The 15,933-nt window shown below is 42.4% G+C and carries 16 protein-coding genes and 1 pseudogene; 12 read left to right on the top strand and 5 right to left on the bottom strand.

Annotated features, from left to right (window positions below; genetic code table 11):
• Positions 1 to 286 precede the first annotated feature (286 nt).
• Positions 287 to 688, top strand: a complete 402-nt coding sequence (locus tag MHH89_RS02715) for a DUF4265 domain-containing protein (RefSeq protein ID WP_076130337.1) — start codon at positions 287 to 289, stop codon at positions 686 to 688.
• A gap of 84 nt (positions 689 to 772) precedes the next feature.
• On the opposite strand, the gene MHH89_RS02720 is transcribed toward MHH89_RS02715, so the two are convergent.
• A complete protein-coding gene (locus tag MHH89_RS02720; RefSeq protein WP_076193854.1) occupies positions 773 to 1,750 on the bottom strand; it encodes an alpha/beta hydrolase in 978 nt (325 codons plus the stop codon).
• A 156-nt stretch (positions 1,751 to 1,906) separates the two neighbouring features.
• Between MHH89_RS02720 and lepB the strand changes: the two genes are divergently transcribed.
• The 3 genes from lepB to MHH89_RS02735 all read left to right on the top strand — a co-directional run bounded on the left by lepB (position 1,907) and on the right by MHH89_RS02735 (position 4,750).
• Positions 1,907 to 2,404, top strand: coding sequence for a signal peptidase I (lepB, locus tag MHH89_RS02725; protein ID WP_341086262.1), 498 nt, complete (start codon positions 1,907 to 1,909; stop codon positions 2,402 to 2,404).
• 184 nt (positions 2,405 to 2,588) lie between these two features.
• Entirely contained in the window at positions 2,589 to 3,626 is a 1,038-nt protein-coding gene (locus MHH89_RS02730; protein WP_076130334.1) for an HD-GYP domain-containing protein, read from the top strand.
• 263 nt (positions 3,627 to 3,889) lie between these two features.
• Positions 3,890 to 4,750, top strand: a complete 861-nt coding sequence (locus MHH89_RS02735; RefSeq protein WP_341086265.1) for an alpha/beta fold hydrolase — start codon at positions 3,890 to 3,892, stop codon at positions 4,748 to 4,750.
• Between the two features lie 83 nt (positions 4,751 to 4,833).
• On the opposite strand, the gene MHH89_RS02740 is transcribed toward MHH89_RS02735, so the two are convergent.
• On the bottom strand, positions 4,834 to 5,151 hold the full coding sequence (locus MHH89_RS02740) for a MazG nucleotide pyrophosphohydrolase domain-containing protein (RefSeq protein WP_036689803.1): 318 nt from the start codon (positions 5,149 to 5,151) through the stop codon (positions 4,834 to 4,836).
• A 97-nt stretch (positions 5,152 to 5,248) separates the two neighbouring features.
• On the opposite strand from MHH89_RS02740, the gene MHH89_RS02745 reads away from it, so the two are divergent.
• The 5 genes from MHH89_RS02745 to MHH89_RS02765 all read left to right on the top strand — a co-directional run bounded on the left by MHH89_RS02745 (position 5,249) and on the right by MHH89_RS02765 (position 10,653).
• Positions 5,249 to 5,827 carry an LOG family protein gene (locus MHH89_RS02745; RefSeq protein WP_341086268.1) on the top strand — a complete coding sequence of 193 codons (579 nt, stop codon included), beginning with the start codon at positions 5,249 to 5,251 and terminating at the stop codon, positions 5,825 to 5,827.
• A 664-nt stretch (positions 5,828 to 6,491) separates the two neighbouring features.
• Positions 6,492 to 7,241 (top strand): GTP pyrophosphokinase, encoded by a 750-nt coding sequence (locus tag MHH89_RS02750; protein ID WP_076130330.1) that lies wholly within the window; start codon positions 6,492 to 6,494, stop codon positions 7,239 to 7,241.
• A gap of 156 nt (positions 7,242 to 7,397) precedes the next feature.
• Complete coding sequence (locus MHH89_RS02755; RefSeq protein ID WP_076280887.1) at positions 7,398 to 9,023, top strand: glycoside hydrolase family 9 protein; 1,626 nt, start codon at positions 7,398 to 7,400, stop codon at positions 9,021 to 9,023.
• Between the two features lie 122 nt (positions 9,024 to 9,145).
• The gene (locus MHH89_RS02760) at positions 9,146 to 9,895 is read left to right on the top strand and encodes an ABC transporter ATP-binding protein (RefSeq protein WP_254847623.1); all 750 of its coding nucleotides are present in this window, start codon (positions 9,146 to 9,148) and stop codon (positions 9,893 to 9,895) included.
• Entirely contained in the window at positions 9,892 to 10,653 is a 762-nt protein-coding gene (locus MHH89_RS02765; RefSeq protein WP_076193865.1) for an ABC transporter permease, read from the top strand. Before MHH89_RS02760 ends, MHH89_RS02765 begins: the two co-directional genes overlap by 4 nt.
• A gap of 2 nt (positions 10,654 to 10,655) precedes the next feature.
• Here MHH89_RS02765 and MHH89_RS02770 read toward each other — a convergent pair whose 3' ends face one another.
• Positions 10,656 to 10,925 carry an excalibur calcium-binding domain-containing protein gene (locus tag MHH89_RS02770; protein WP_076280886.1) on the bottom strand — a complete coding sequence of 90 codons (270 nt, stop codon included), beginning with the start codon at positions 10,923 to 10,925 and terminating at the stop codon, positions 10,656 to 10,658.
• A 201-nt stretch (positions 10,926 to 11,126) separates the two neighbouring features.
• On the opposite strand from MHH89_RS02770, the gene MHH89_RS02775 reads away from it, so the two are divergent.
• Complete coding sequence (locus MHH89_RS02775; protein ID WP_036689814.1) at positions 11,127 to 11,633, top strand: hypothetical protein; 507 nt, start codon at positions 11,127 to 11,129, stop codon at positions 11,631 to 11,633.
• Positions 11,634 to 12,274: 641 nt separating this feature from the next.
• Here MHH89_RS02775 and MHH89_RS02780 read toward each other — a convergent pair.
• Complete coding sequence (locus MHH89_RS02780) at positions 12,275 to 13,132, bottom strand: alpha/beta hydrolase (RefSeq protein ID WP_081392461.1); 858 nt, start codon at positions 13,130 to 13,132, stop codon at positions 12,275 to 12,277.
• A gap of 171 nt (positions 13,133 to 13,303) precedes the next feature.
• Here MHH89_RS02780 and MHH89_RS02785 point away from each other — a divergent pair.
• Positions 13,304 to 13,891 (top strand): annotated as a pseudogene (locus MHH89_RS02785) (cupin domain-containing protein); the annotation flags it as partial.
• A gap of 299 nt (positions 13,892 to 14,190) precedes the next feature.
• Here the strand turns inward: MHH89_RS02785 and MHH89_RS02790 are convergent.
• Positions 14,191 to 15,186 (bottom strand): acrylyl-CoA reductase family protein, encoded by a 996-nt coding sequence (locus MHH89_RS02790; RefSeq protein WP_341086276.1) that lies wholly within the window; start codon positions 15,184 to 15,186, stop codon positions 14,191 to 14,193.
• Between the two features lie 139 nt (positions 15,187 to 15,325).
• Here MHH89_RS02790 and MHH89_RS02795 point away from each other — a divergent pair, with 139 nt between their 5' ends.
• Positions 15,326 to 15,901 carry a hypothetical protein gene (locus tag MHH89_RS02795; RefSeq protein WP_341086277.1) on the top strand — a complete coding sequence of 192 codons (576 nt, stop codon included), beginning with the start codon at positions 15,326 to 15,328 and terminating at the stop codon, positions 15,899 to 15,901.
• Positions 15,902 to 15,933 lie beyond the last annotated feature (32 nt).

A 15,933-nucleotide genomic window follows, 5' to 3' on the forward strand; every position in this document is an offset into this window, starting at 1 on the left:
TTTTTATATTCATCAATCCTTATGCTGAGATTACGAATCGCTCCACTCTTGTGATTAGTATAATCATGTTGTTATTACCGGCGGGGTTATTAGCAATAGGTGTCTTTTTAAACAGAAGTCGGCTAATGCTGCTTGCATTTATCTGGAGTTTTCCCTACAGTTTATATATGTTATTAACACCCGGAATCTTTAGGTTGTTCGGGATTACGAGCCTAATGTATTTACTTTGTTTTGTGTTATTTAGAATGAACAAGATTAGATATTGAACAAGGATAGAGGTGTGCCGATGCTAGAATCGTCCGGAATCCATATCTGCTTCAACGCAGATGGCCGTGAAATAGAAATCCTCGATGTTACTCCATTTGGCAAAGATAAATTTCGAATTGAAGAGACACCGATTTTTAATCCGGCTGTTACAATGGGAGATATTATACAGGTGAAGGAAGAAAATGGAGTCTATTATTACCAAGAGACTGTTCAGAAATCTCCTTTCAAAAGATACGCTTGGCTGCTTAGTAAAGAAGCTGTTGATTCAACGGCCATTGCAGCTTTTAAACATAGAATTATAGAGAATGAAGGCAAATGTGAGTTGATCTTTGGCGGTTTGTTCGTCATTCATATTCCTAAGAATACTTCAATTGATGTTGATGGGGAAATGAATCGAATTATTGAGCGGTTCGAGATTTAAATACTAAGGAAAAAATGCTGCGTCATGAAATGCAAGGAAACTTGCACATGATGACCGCAGCATGGAGAATAGAAGAAACGCTTTTTATTTTAATTCTTCCATAAATGTCTTAAAATTTTCGGCGATTTCTTTTGATTTGGTATGGTGCAGATAATGTCCTGCATCAAGTTTTACCAATTTTCCTTGTACGGAATTTTTGACTTGCTCTTCATGCAATGATATCCAATCTTTTAAGAGAGTATCATCCCCTTGAACAAAGAGCAAAAGGGGGAGATCCTTTGGAAAAGTTGAATTTAGAGCCCCTTTATAATTAGAAGACATATGTTCCACTTCATTTAAGTTAGTGTAATTATAAGTGTTTCTAAGCGTAAGCAATCTCAATTGTTCTTTAGTTTCATCATCAAACGGCAATTCAGCATAGGGATTTCCACTTGATTTAAATAACAATCTGCCCAAGCCTGATTCTCTAAGTAGTTTTAATTTTCCTGTTGGTATTTTAACACCTATTCTGTCTTCCGTTGCAATACTATTATCAATCCCGACAAATGCACTCACTTCGTTTGGATATTTGTTCACATAATTCAAACTGTACATACCGGAAATAGAGTGTGCCATTAGAATATAACGGTCAATATTAAGCTGCTTTACAGCTTCATGAATTTCACTCACAATGTTTTCTGTGGTTCGTTCTTTTTCAGTTCTATCACTTAATCCATAACCGAAAGGCTCAATCACAACAACTTTGTAAAATGGTGATAGTTCATCTATTAGCAGCTTAAAATCAAGTCCCGGTGCCACCGTTCCATAACCAGGTAAGAGCACAACAGTCTCTTCACCTTTTCCTTGAATCAAAACATTCATATTTTTACCATCGACGCTTACAGACTGACCATAGGGTTTTATTTTAGCTTGGTCCGATTTATTGAGGAAAATATTAGCGACAAAAACAGTCACTAGAAAAAGTACTATTGCAGTAGCTAAAGCCCCTAAGGAAATAAGTATAATTTTCAGCGGTTTATTCATCCTTTTTTTAATAACCTCTTCTTCTGGTTTCAATCGCATCTTCTCCTGTTCTAATCGCTTTATTCTAGCTATCTTAATGAGTTGCTAAAGAAAGCTTACCCGATGAAGATGAACTATACATGACGACAATATGAACTGAATATGAACCAGCTAAAAAAAGTTTGACTCTATAAAATGAATGTGAGGTGAGCAATAATGTTGAAATTTATGAAGCAATGGTTGCCGAGTATTGTGATCGCAGTGGTTATTTCTTTGTTTGTTAGAACCTATGTTGCTGAAGCCATGAGAGTTCCAACGGGCTCTATGATCCCAACGATTCAAATCAATGATCGCTTAATTGTTGAGAAAATGTTATGGATGACCACACTGGAGCATGGAGATATTGTTGTATTTACGCCACCTGTAGCTGGTGATGAGAATAAAAGATATGTAAAAAGGCTAATGGGGCTGCCTGGAGATACCTTGGAAATTAAAGATGGCGCACTTTACCGAAACGGAACGAAGGTTAACGAACCTTACCTCAATGAACAGATGGATTACACTTTTGGACCGGTTACGGTACCCGCCGATCATTATTTTTTTCTCGGAGATAACCGGAATATAAGCTATGATGCTCATCTGTGGGATACTCCATTTGTGTCGAAGGATAAGTTGATTGGGAAAGTAATCGCTGAATTTAGCAATCCCTTTTAGGTAGTGTGTAAGACGGATAAATGTAAGGCTTAATCTCTAAAAATAGATTTAGGGGTGCTGAAGTCGCGGGGGTCTTTTGAACTAACCGAGTGCTTTAATGAGTCTTTAACCATATTGTTACTTTGGAAGAATTTAGCTATCCTTAAGGTAAAATATACCTACATATAGTAAGGGGTGCTGAATTTTGAAAGCTCATGTCACAGATCTCAAACATGGCGATTGTCTAATCACAGATACATTCAATAGTGTTGGCCTACACGTGCTTCCGAAGGGGACAGTGGTCTACGGAGAAGAAATCACCATCCTGATGAGGCATCAGATTGATTATGTCGATATTGAACCACGCATGATGGTGCTGGATAATGAAGAAATGAATGTGGCACAAGGGATAGATGGTAATTTTGATCAAGCCATCCAAAACTATGAATCTATATTTCTGGAAGCACTCAGCAAGGGTAGCTTTACGCAGTCGGATGTTGATAATACGCTGCAGCCATTGCTGGAGAAATTGGATGAACAAAAGGATGTCGTTTCTTTATTATTGCTGCTGGAACGTGATGATATCAGTACATACAATCATTCATTGCAGGTCGGACTGTTATCGTTTTACATAGCGACTTGGTTAGGTCATACAAAAGCCGAAAGATTTGAGATTAGTAGAGCCGGTTATTTGCACGATATCGGAAAAAGCCAGATTGCTCCACATATCTTAAATAAGACGGATAACTTAACTCCCGAAGAATCAGAAGAACTAAAACGTCATACTACGTATGGATACGACATTATCCTTAAATCGATGAATGACGAAAAGACCGCACTAGTGGCGCTTCAGCATCATGAATTCGAGGATGGTACAGGTTATCCTAACAATCTCCGTAAACAGGACTTGCATCCGTATACGCAGATTGTTGCTGTTGCAAATACTTATGTAGGCATGACCTTAGGAAGAGCGAATCAACCAAAACAAGGCCTGATTAACGTTCTGCGCAAGGTACATGAGCTTGGATTTGGCAAGCTGAATGGAAATGCGGTACAAGCTCTGATCGGACATTTATTGCCGAATTTTGTGGGTAAGAGCGTTCAGCTTAGCAATGGTGAGCAAGGTACGATTATTATGAATAATCCGTTGGATATTTTCAAACCTCTGGTAAAAATAAATGAGACTACGTTCAGAGACTTATCTAAAGAGCGTAATTTGACTGTTGAAGAAGTATTTATTTAACGAATATTTTTGTGGCGATAAATAGGAGGCTATCTCCCTGATCCGTAAAATCAGGGGATAGCTTTTTTGTGTTATAATCGAAATTGGGTTAAAAACCCTTCAATATGGAATAGGAGAGTGCTTATCGTGATTATCAAATTCATTCGTTTACGTTAATTTGAGGTGCAATTCAATGATGACATCATCCATTTTTTTGAAAATGTATTGAGTCTTATTTAACTGTGCATTCATTGATAAAATTCGAATGAAATGAGGAATGAACAATGAGCGAAAAAATAGTAAAAGTAAACGGAATTGATATATGTTCGGAAAGTTTTGGAAATCCTAGCAATCCTGCGATATTGCTGATTATGGGTGCCACCTGTTCTATGGTTTATTGGGATGAAGAGTTCTGTCAGCGATTAGCAGATACCGGACGTTACGTTATTCGTTATGATAACCGGGATGTCGGACGTTCCGTTGTTTATGAGCCTGGGAGTTCCAATTATACCGTGATGGACATGGCAAATGATGCTGCTGGGTTACTAGACGCCTATAATATAGAACAGGCAAATATCGTTGGAATGTCCTTAGGCGGAATGATTGCGCAAGTCCTTGCTACACGTCATCCGCAAAAAGTTTTAACCTTAACCTTGATCGCATCAAGTTTTTTCGAATCTGATGATAATGATCGGAACTTGCCTCCTATGGATGAGCGGATCCTCGCATTCCATGCAGATGGAGCAACACTGGATTGGTCTAATGAGGAAGAGGTAGCCAATTATTTGGTTTCAGGTTCCGGCATACTCTGTGGTTCAAAACATAAATTCGATGAGAAAAGAGCGTATAAACAAGTAAGGATGGAAATAAAACGTGCCAACAACTTGCTTAGCATGTTTAATCATTCTCTTCTTACAGGGGATGACGGCTACGAGGGCAAGGCAAAAAATATCATGGTTCCTACCTTGGTTATCCACGGCACAGAAGACACGGTGCTTCCTATAGAGCATGGCTTGGCGCTTGCTGCGGAAATTCCTGATGCGTCGCTTCTAACCCTGGAAGGAACGGGCCACGAAGTCCACCCGGATGATTGGGAAACAATAATCAAAGCCATTTCGAATCATACTTTAGGCGGTAAAGCTTAACAGGGCTTAAAGAGTAAAATAAAGAAGGGCTACAATTCGGTGTTGCCGATTGTAGTCCTATTTTTTCTAGGATTACTTCGTCCCTAGGAATTAAATCGCTTCACTAATTTGTCTTTATGTGCAGTAAAAGCCTCTTCTAAAGTGATGCCATATAAGTCCGCTAACAATGCGATATTTCCGAGAACATCCCCGATTTCCTCAATCAAGTCGTTTTTCAGTTGCTCTGGAGTACGAGTCGATTCATCCGGTCGATCTCTGCCGATTTCATAGGAGCGAACAGCTCGCGCGACTTCACCTGTCTCTTCCATTAAGAATCCGACTCTTATAAAAGGACCATAAGTAGTCCAGCCTCGTTCTCCATAAAAATGATTAATCCATTTCTGCACATCATTAATTTCCATATTATGTAGCACTCCTTAATCTTTCACATGATTTATACTCCAACATATAGTATATTAGATAGCGGACATTATCAATATATAGTTTGGAGATGAGATTTTGAAATCAATATGTGTTTTCGCAGGATCGAATTTAGGGTTGCATGAGGATTATAAAGCTAAAGCTGTTGAACTTGGTAATTACATGGCTATGCATAATTATCGTTTAATTTACGGTGGCTCAAAAATCGGATTAATGGGTGAAGTCGCTAATGCTGTTTTGAATGGTGGAGGCGAGGTAATCGGGGTAATGCCTAGAGGATTATTTAATGGGGAAATGGTACATAGAGAGTTAACGCAGTTGATAGAAGTAGAGGATATGCATGGCCGTAAAGCAAAAATGGGAGAGCTGGCAGATGGCTTTATTGCTTTACCTGGAGGGTTTGGAACGTATGAGGAGCTCTTTGAGGTTTTGTGCTGGTCACAAATTGGCATACACAAGAAGCCGGTAGGGGTTTTAAATATCAGGAATTATTTTGATCCTCTGATGAATCTGATACATAACAGTATTCAAGAAGGCTTCTCTAATTCTTCGCATCTCAGTCTGCTAAACGTATCCAACGAGCCGTTGGAACTCTTAACTCTATTGAAGGAGTATGTTCCGCAAACGCTTGAGCAAAAGTGGAAACAGCTCAACTGAATAATGAAACTTTCAGTTTAATGATCGGGTACTCGGGTACACTGTGTTCCTGGACGTAAACCAACCGACATCAGGCATTAGTTTCTCCATGACCTTTACCGCTCGGACTCAGCTGACCTTATTTCTCCATTTCGAACGTTTTAGGCGAGCTATCGGACTATATTGCAGCTATATACTCATAACCACACCGATTCAGCACTGTTACATGGTGATAAGAGCTATACGGTCCGATACTTCTGTAAAAATGACCAAAAAGCGCAAATAGCTGCAATACGGTCCGTAACATATTGAGGGTCTTTGGCTAGTTTCGTTATTTAGGTTACTTTAGTTTCTTGGGCATCATGGGTTTGGTTCTTAGGTTTATCTCCGTTTGAGCAGGGTTTCGGACTCCAGTGACGTTATTTCTTATGAAGAGGTTCATATTTTGTGTTTTTTTGCCAATAGCGATTATGGAGTCCGATAGCATCCCGATTATGGGATTATACTGTGTATAAGGTCAACTGGGTCCTATAGCGACTTCGCAAGTGGATTCGCGGCGCAAAAGGTACGTAATCAAACGAAGTGTGAGGTTTGGATTATGGCTACATTACCGCTGAATTTGAAATTCACTAGTGGATTGGCTATGATAAATATAGAGAAACGCTACAAGAGGAGAAATGAGATAATGACCCCCGAGAATCAAATCGAACAATTTAAGAAGCTTAAGCACGATATCACTCGTTTCATGTTAATTTATAAATTTGCATTGGATGAGATGGAAACGAAGATTGAGATCCTAAAACAGGAGTTTCAGTCTCTGCATGATTACAGCCCAATTGAACATACCAAATCGCGTATTAAGTCTCCAGAAAGTATCATGAACAAGATGCTGCGCAAAAATGGTGAATTATCGCTGGATTCAGTGAAAAATTGTATTAAAGACATCGCTGGTCTGCGGATCACCTGTTCTTTTATCTCTGATATCTATCATGTTAGTGAGATGCTTCAGAAGCAGGATGATCTAACGGTCCTTGAGGTAAAGGATTATATTAAGAACCCTAAACCTAACGGATATCAGAGTCTTCACTTGCTGATTCAAGTCCCTGTTTTTATGTCCGATCGCCAGGAGCTTGTCTGTGTAGAAGTTCAAATTCGTACCATTGCTATGGATTTCTGGGCAAGCCTCGAACATAAAATCTTTTATAAATATAATAAATCAGTACCTGAGAGTATGACTCGTGAACTGAAAAATGCGGCGGATGCCGCTCATGCCCTTGATCTGCAAATGGAGCGTCTGCACCGGGATATAAAGGAAATCAAAGACGATGATGAAGATGATCTTAGCTCCTTCGAGGAAGAGCTTCGCCGTATAGTGGTTCATAATAAGCAGTTCACACTTCCAGCTAACTTTATTAAACTGCTTGACGACAAATAAACTGTTTTGTCCACCTAGAGTTATCCGTTTCCTTTCGGGTGACTCTAGGTTTTTTCTTGTATACATCATTGCCATAGATAACTAGAATAGAGTATTCTCAACTAGAAGAGAATGGTTACTTCAGCTTCATCATTTTTACATAAAAGGAGAATGAAGATGAGCGAGCGTACACTTCGCACCATTACTGTGAATCAAATCGGATATCCGCTGGATGGACAAAAGATCGCAGTATTTACAGGTACTGAGCATGATTTTCAGGTAGTTGATGTTGATAGTGGGACTATTGTGTTCAAAGGTAGTTCAGATGCTGGAAGATTTGATAAAGCCAGTGGAGTAACTTTGCACACAGGTGATTTCTCGGAGGTCAATACTGAGGGAAGATATCGGATTGAGCAGAGCGAGGGTGTAGCTTCGGCATCCTTTACAATCTCAGATCAGCCTTATCATGAGCTTCAACAGGGCTTGCTGAAAGCTTTCTATTATTATCGCTGTGGCGTTGAGTTGACTGAAGAATATGCTGGAGATTGGAAGCACAAGGCGTGCCATACCGCAAAAGGGATTGTATATGGGCAACCGGATCTTCAACTAGACTGTTCGGGTGGCTGGCATGATGCAGGTGATTATGGAAAATATAGCGGTCCCGGAGCGAAAGCTATCGCGGATATGCTGCTTGCCTATGAATTATATCCCTCGGCTTTTGTAAGCGCTATCCCATTGCCTGAAAGTGATGGATCTACGCCAGATGTGCTGCTGGAATGCAAGGTGGAGCTCGATTGGTTGTTTAAAATGCAAGACTCCGCAACAGGTGGTGTATACCATAAATTGACTACGTTAAGCTTTCCTGGTCTGGATGTTATGCCTGAGGACGATACAGCAGATCTGTACTTCTCACCAATATCTGCTACTGCAACTGGGGATTTTGCTGGTGTTATGGCTATGGCTGCAAGAGTGTACAAGCCTTTTGATGCTGCTTATGCGCGGAAATGTCTGGATGCTGCGGGGGCAGCATGGGAATGGCTTGTACAGCATCCAGATGTACCCGGTTTTACGAATCCGCCTGAGATTAGCACTGGAGAATACGGGGATGGAGTCGATAAGGACGAGCGGTATTGGGCAGCGGCGGAGCTGTATCGTACGACAGGGAAAGAGGAATATCATCAAGCTGTTCTGCAGCTAGTGCAGCTGGCTTTTCCAAAATACAGTTTAGGCTGGGGTGATATGGGGGGCTATGGCACTATTGCTTATCTGTTAAATGGTGAGGAGCAGGCAGACCGTGCTTTATATGCCTCGTTAAAAGAAGGGCTTGTTGCTGAGGCACAACGATTAGCGGAACAGAGTCGTGAGGAGGGCTATAGGATCTCCTTAAAAGAGGAGGACTATATCTGGGGCAGCAATATGCTAGTAATGAACAATGCAATGCTGCTGCTGGCGGCTGAATATTTTAGTGGAGACTCCGGTTTTGCGGACTGTGCCTTAGATCATCTACATTATCTGATAGGGCGTAACGTTCTGGATATCAGCTATGTTACCGGGTTTGGGGATCATGCCGTGATGAATCCGCATCATCGCCCTTCTGTAGGTGACCATGTGGCTGATCCGGTGCCGGGATTGGTGTCAGGGGGGCCAGATCGTGGGCTGCATGATGAATATGTAGTTGAGCATTTACAAGGAAAACCAGCTGCGCAGTGCTTTGTCGATCATGAGCTTAGCTATTCTACGAATGAAGTGACGATCTATTGGAATTCACCTGCGGTGTTTGTTGTGGCCCGTTTTAATCAATAAAATGCAATAGTTCGAATAGGGAAAGACGTCCTGAAACTGGATGTCTTTCTCTTTTTTATAGCTGAAATGCTATAATACTAGACGGTATGCTATTTTAGCGGATGGTATTAGGAGGTAGGGGATTGAGTAGTATTTTTGAGATTCAGAGACTTGCAAAACTTAACTGGAAAAGTAACGAGCAAACTTCGAAATATCTTTTCTCGGAGATCTCCGCAGACATAGCTGAATCGGACCGCATCGCATTGATTGGTGCCTCTGGCCAAGGGAAAAGTACACTCCTTAGAATCCTGGCTCTCTTGGATGCTCCGGATGAGGGAGATATGTTGGTAAAGGGGACTTCATATAAAAGTATGGATGCGAGATTATGGAGGATGAAAATAGGGTTTGTAGCACAACAAGCGGTCATGCTGTCTGGCAGTGTGGAGGATAATTTAAGAACTGTCAGCAGACTGCATGACAAACCTTATGATCTTAAACTAGTGCAGCGACTAATTGGGCAATTGGGGCTGGAGCATTTGGATTTAAGCAAAAAAGCGGCAGATTGTTCGGGTGGTGAAAAGCAGCGGATTTCTTTGATTCGCTCCTTGCTGCTCCGACCTACGGTATTATTGCTCGATGAAATCACCGCTTCGCTCGATGTCAACAGCACTCAAATGGTTGAAAAGCTACTAGAGGATTGGCATAAGGAAGAAGGCACTTCGATGATTTGGGTCACTCATGATCTTAAGCAGGCGAGCAGAATAAGCACAACTACATGGTTTATGGGAAAAGGCAGGTTGGAACAGCATGTGAGCGAGTCTTTTTTTGCTGAATCTGCGGAAGAATTGGCTAAAAGGTTCGTTCGGCCTTCGGAAGGAGCGTCGTTGTTATGAGTTATACAGCACTAAGTTTCACGCTTCTGTTTGTATTAGGGACAATGTTGGTCTCCGTGTGGCAAAAGCTCGGACTGGAAAAAGATATCATTGTAGGCACAGTGCGGTCGGCCATTCAATTGCTTGCGGTGGGGTATGTGCTGCAATTTATTTTTAAATCGGATCAGGTCATTTATGTAATTGTGATAATACTCTTTATGATCAGTGTAGCCGCATGGAATGCAGCCAAAAGAGGCAAAGGCTTGCGCGGATTAGTCTGGAGAATTGGACTGGCGATTGCTACTATGGAACTGCTCATGATGGGCATTCTGCTCAGCTTACATATCATTGAGGCTACGCCACAATATATCATTCCGATTAGCGGCATGACCATTGGCAGTGCTATGGTGGTTTCAGGGTTGTTCATTAACCATATCAAGCATGAAATTCAGCAGAGCAAAGGGGAGATTGAAACGTTGTTGTCTCTTGGCGCAACGATCCCACAGGCGATCCAGGAAGTTAGAAAAAGATCTGTAAAATTCAGCATGATTCCTACCATCGACGGTATGAAGACGGTTGGGCTTGTTCAACTCCCTGGAATGATGACCGGAATGATCATCGCGGGCGCTGATCCTGTAGTAGCTGTTCGTTATCAGATATTAATTGTGTTCTCGTTCACTGCCTCTGCTGCCATAACGAGTATGCTGCTCAGTGTACTGAGCTACCGACTCTTTTTCACGCCGGATCTAAGGCTCAAGCAAATAGTGGAGCAAGGCTAAGCCTATTTCTCACAAGCGATTCCGTCTTTGTCACGGTCGCTTTTTTTATTGGCATTATAGAGTTCTTTCGATACGTAGGGTTTGTATTTCGTTTTGCTGCCTTTGTTCTTGGTTGAGCTGGAAATGGCAACTCCACCTTTGTAATCTTTGTTTAGCTCCGTGCAGTTTTTGTAGGTTTTGACCTTGGATTCTGCGCTTGCTGTATTCAAGGTAGCGACGGATAGAGTGAGTAGCAGACCTGCTGCTAGACAAATGTTTAAGATTTTTTTCATGGGAACACTCCTATAAAAATTTAATGGAATTAATGATTATGTAGTATCGTTGTATTTTATATTACCAGTTTAATTCATTGAGGTATACATTATTGGTGGATTTGGAAACAGTGTACATATTTATGAGTGAAGTGGGGGAATAATTAGATTCAATTCACATGTAGTGAACAGGCTACGAATGAGGTGATTCTAATTAGCAAAATGAAAATGGCGACTGCCCTAATTGCGGGATTGTTGCTTCTGCCGGGAATGGCTATGGGTGCATCAGCCCCCGTTACTATGACTCACGTTAATGGAGAACTGCTATCGGCTATGCCCAAGCCAGCTCCGGAGTCTAGGCGCATTATATTACCTTCTGCAATTCAAGCGTCAGAGCTATACGGGTTCGGATTACAGCATCGGAATGCCTCGATTCAATATTCGATCTTCTCTAAAGATTTCAAAAAGATTATGTATCCGCGGTTTGTTGAACTAAACTGGGTGACGGGTGTCTCCAGCCCTTGGATCACGAACTACGAGGTCACTAAAGAAACGATAATTAACAAGAACTCAGAGGTCATAGAAATGCGTCTGGATACTGCGACTTCAAGTGGACCAGCACCTTCTATACTTTTGACAATCTCACTTGTGCAAGAGAAGAATAGCTGGGTGATTACCGGAGTGACATCGGACCCCGAGCTGCCGCGTGGCGGATTGCCTAGGAAGTAGGTTGGTTATGGATAGGAAAAAGAGCAAGCGTAGTAGGGGGGGCCCATACGCTTGCTCTTTTTTTGATTCGAAAGCACATCGTTCAGTCCACGTGGTCTGTTTTTCTACAAATGATCAGTGACAATGTTCAGCCCAGAGTGGCAATGCCAACTCAGCGTCACAAATGATCAGCCTACGTTGGTGATTACTTAAGAGACAGCGCTTCAGACATCGTTACGGACCGTATTGCAGCTATTTTGGCATTATGGTCGTTCTGGCGAGAGTTTCGGACTGTATGGCTCTTATTCCCCTGAAATCACGCATTATAGGAGTACATTTGGGTGAATAGCTGCATCTGAGTCCGATAGCAAGGCTAAATCGCCGAAATTATGAAAATAAGAGCTCCTCGGTCCGATCACCGCCAAACTCTAGTGTATTTAAAGTCGCAATGTTCAGCTCAGAGTGACAATGCCAGCTCAAAGTAGCAAGGCTATCTCAGAATGACATAGCCCAGCTCAGCGTCAGTAGTCTAGCTTGCTCACAAAGCGCAGCTCGAGCCGCCAGCTCAACTCACATCACACAGCTCAGCTCAATCACCAGCTCAGCGCCAAAAACCCCAACCAAGCCACAACAGCTACCTAGACTATCCAGCTGTTAAACGACTAATCTCTTCCCGCCTTCACCATTAATTCCGCCAGCATTTTGGGTTCGGTTCGAACGGTGGTCATGTGATCTCCTTTGCCCTCGATGAAGCGGAAGATGCCTAAATGACTGGATTGTGTAGGGTGGAATCCGTATGGACCTTGCGGTATCGCGGTGTCCTCCGTTAGATAAAGGTAACTTTTAGGGATCTGGAGACTGTAAAATTTCTTGAGATCAAGCTTTTCGAAAAGTGGACTTGCTGGCTCAGGAGGAGCTTGTTTATAAAAAGCTTGCGCTTCCGCAAGACTGGCGGTGTTGACGAATGTATCCCGGAAAAGAGGGAAGGGGAGCGTTATGGTGTTATTGCCGGAAGTATCTCTCAGCTGTTCAAAGTACTTCAGCGAATCAGCTGGAAATTGGTCCGCCACACTTTGCCCATCTAGCGGTGCGAAGGCGTCGAAGAATACCAGACGTTTGATTCGATCTGGTACTTCCTGAGAGACGGTTTGGATCACCGAACCACCAAAGCTATGTCCGAGCAGAATGATATCCTTTAAGTCTTTTTGCTTGATATAGTCGACAACAGACTGTGTGATTTGCGCATGCGTTACATTATTGTTTTTGTCCCCGCCATGTCCGGCATATTCCGGAGTATAGACGGTGTGTCCTAAGCTGCGAAGTGCGGCGGCCGTTTGATCCCAAAAACCAGCAGTAGCCCAAGACCCATGAACTAGAACGAATGTAAGAGGCGCCTGTTTCGCTGCTGTTTTGTTATTGGCGGCCTCAACTGTGGAGCTAAGATTCATAGGCTGGAAACCCATAATTGTAAAGACAGTGATACATAAAGCTAACACTATTTTTGTGCGAATCGATTTCATACTGTGCCTCCTATGTGGGGTGAGAGTGTAATACTTAGAGGATGCCCCGTTTAGAAAAGAAAGATGAATTTTTATCAGGAGTAGTGAATCTCCGCACCTAGGCATAGGCAAACGCATATCTTGTGTTTAGTGAAAGCAAAAATTTATAGCAACAGAAAGGTAGGAAAAAAAGTGACTTCATACATGGACTATACGTCCCCCAATACAGAGTTTACTTTTGATGTGAACACTAATACACTTTTTAAAAAAGATGCCAACAACTTCATTAACTTGCTGTCGGTTAAACAATTGAATACGCTCGAGAACATATCATTGCTGGATATTTTTCTTAGCAAATCAAATGTGGTTGAACCTCATTATCATCAAAATGCTGCAGAGCTTGTATATTGTATCTGCGGTTCAGCGGTAGTGTCTTTAATCAATCCGTTCACAAATGAACTTCTGCATTTTCCGATTTGTCCGGGTCAAGTGGCAAATGTGCCGCAAGGCTGGTGGCATTATGAGATAGCTACTGTCGATAATACACATCTGCTCGCGATTTTTGACGCACCTATTCCTGAGGTTATCTTAGGTTCGGATATTCTTAGCAAAACCCCGGCAAATGTATTAGCCCATACTTACTGCTTAAATGAAGCTAAGGTAAAAGAAGCTTTAGCTCCAATCAAGCCTGGAACCTTCATCGGCCCTCCTGCTGACTGCTGCGAAGAAGATAAAGTAATGGGCAGCAGCAATATGCCTCCTAATATGGCCCCTAACATGGCTCCAAATATGCAAGCCAATGTTAAACCAAATATGCATCCTAATATGCAGCCAAATATGAATCCTTACGCTCATATGCAGGCGCAACCCATCCCGATATCTTCACAAATGCCTCCAGCTACACAAGCCTTTAATTATCAGCCTTACCCGATGCAAGGGTACTATACGCAGGGTTATGATCAGCATTATCGCCAACAACCCTATGTACAGCAGCAGCCGCATTACCAATATCCGAATAACCAAGAGTAAACTAAAAAACCTCCCGGAACTCTAGATTCCGGGAGGTTTCGTAATTAAACCTAGGATAAACGGACAAGAACTCTTCCTCTAAGGTTTCCTTGTAGAATATCTTCCAATGCTTGCGGTAGCTCGTTTAACATGACTTCACGATCCACGAGGTTCTCCAGCAGACTTGGCTTCAGATCGCTCGCCATCCGTTTCCAAGCCTGCTGGCGAAGGTCTGCAGGACATTCCACAGAATCTATACCGAGAAGGTTAACACCCCGAAGAATAAACGGAAGTACTGTAGTTGGAACTGAAGTGCCTCCGGTTAAGCCACTTGCAGCTACAGAACCTCTGTAGGTGATTTTACTCAGAACTGCGGCAAGGGTGTCACCACCCACCGAATCTACTGCGCCTTGCCATAATTGTTTGTCCAAGGGTTTGCTGGCGCCGCCAATGACCTCTTCACGTGAGATCACGTCTTCGGCTCCTATACCTCTAAGGTAATCGGCAGCTTCGGCGTTACCTGTGCTTGCCACTACGCTATACCCTTTTGCGCCAAGCATGGCAATAGCAGATCCACCTACACCGCCGGTAGCGCCTGTTACAAGTACTTTGCCTTTGTCCGGGGAAACGTCATGATCTTCCAGGGCTAGTATGGACAAGGCTGCTGTCAGTCCTGCAGTACCGTAGATCATAGCTTCTTTAAGCGTCAGGCCTTCTGGAAGGGGAGTGATCCAACCTGCGGGAATACGAGCGTATTCGCTAAAGCCACCAAAGTGTGATACGCCAACACCATATCCTGTCGCAATGACTTGCTGCCCTTTATGAAACCGCTCGTCTGTGGAAGATACCACAATACCGGATAAATCTATCCCTGGAATAAAGGGATATGTTCTTAGAATTTTACCGTTTGGAATACTGGCTAAACCGTCTTTATAGTTTACACTGGAGTATGCAACCTTAATTACAACCTCTCCAGCTGGCAGATCCTCTAGGGTAACCGGTTTAACAGCTACGGAGAAGGATGATTCTGTTTTGTCGACAACTAACGCTTGAAATGATTCTGTCATAAGTGTGAGCTCCTTCAACTACGTTATAGGTAAGACATGTATATAATATTTATTCTGCCCGGTCAACTTGTGATTGTCTATGATATAGCGCAATTGTTTATTAAGGTTCCGTTAAATCGCGTGATAGAGGGTGAAACTTATGAAATGGAAAAATTTAAGGGTTACAGTCTTAGTGGGTATCACATTAGTCTCACTTGGTTTTAATGGATATTCTTTTTACAACAAGCCACCAAAAGAGACTAACCCAACTACCAAGGAGCTAGTTCAAACTATGGGTGTGATTTCAATCCAATCTAACTCTGAGAGCGGAGTGCAGGGTGAGAGTGTGGAGGAACTGAAAAAAATTATTTATAAGTTACCGCAAGTGGAGAAAAAATTAGCTTTTATAAAGGGCGTTATCACAGAAGGGAATACGGTTTATCTGGATCTGGATGAGGTGGAATGGTTCGGTGGAGCGGCGGCAGAAATTGCAGCTAAAGAAGATGGTGTACTAGAACCCGAATCATTGCCTAATGGATTCTATATCCGAAATGCAAGCGAAGAAATCAAGCGGGTTAAGCTGGAGCCTGATGTAACTATAGCTGAACTAAACGGGGCGAGACATCAGCAAGTGGACTATACGAGTATTATTAGCGAAGAGCTAATGGATAGATTATTCCATATGACATTTGTAGAAGGTAAGGTTGTTTTGCTAGAAGAGCAGTACAGACCTTAGTGAAGGAGAACAACTAGAAAGGGCTAGTGGAG

Origin of the sequence: Paenibacillus sp. FSL H7-0323, assembly GCF_038002725.1 — a bacterium.
Lineage (GTDB): Bacteria > Bacillota > Bacilli > Paenibacillales > Paenibacillaceae > Paenibacillus_AQ > Paenibacillus_AQ odorifer.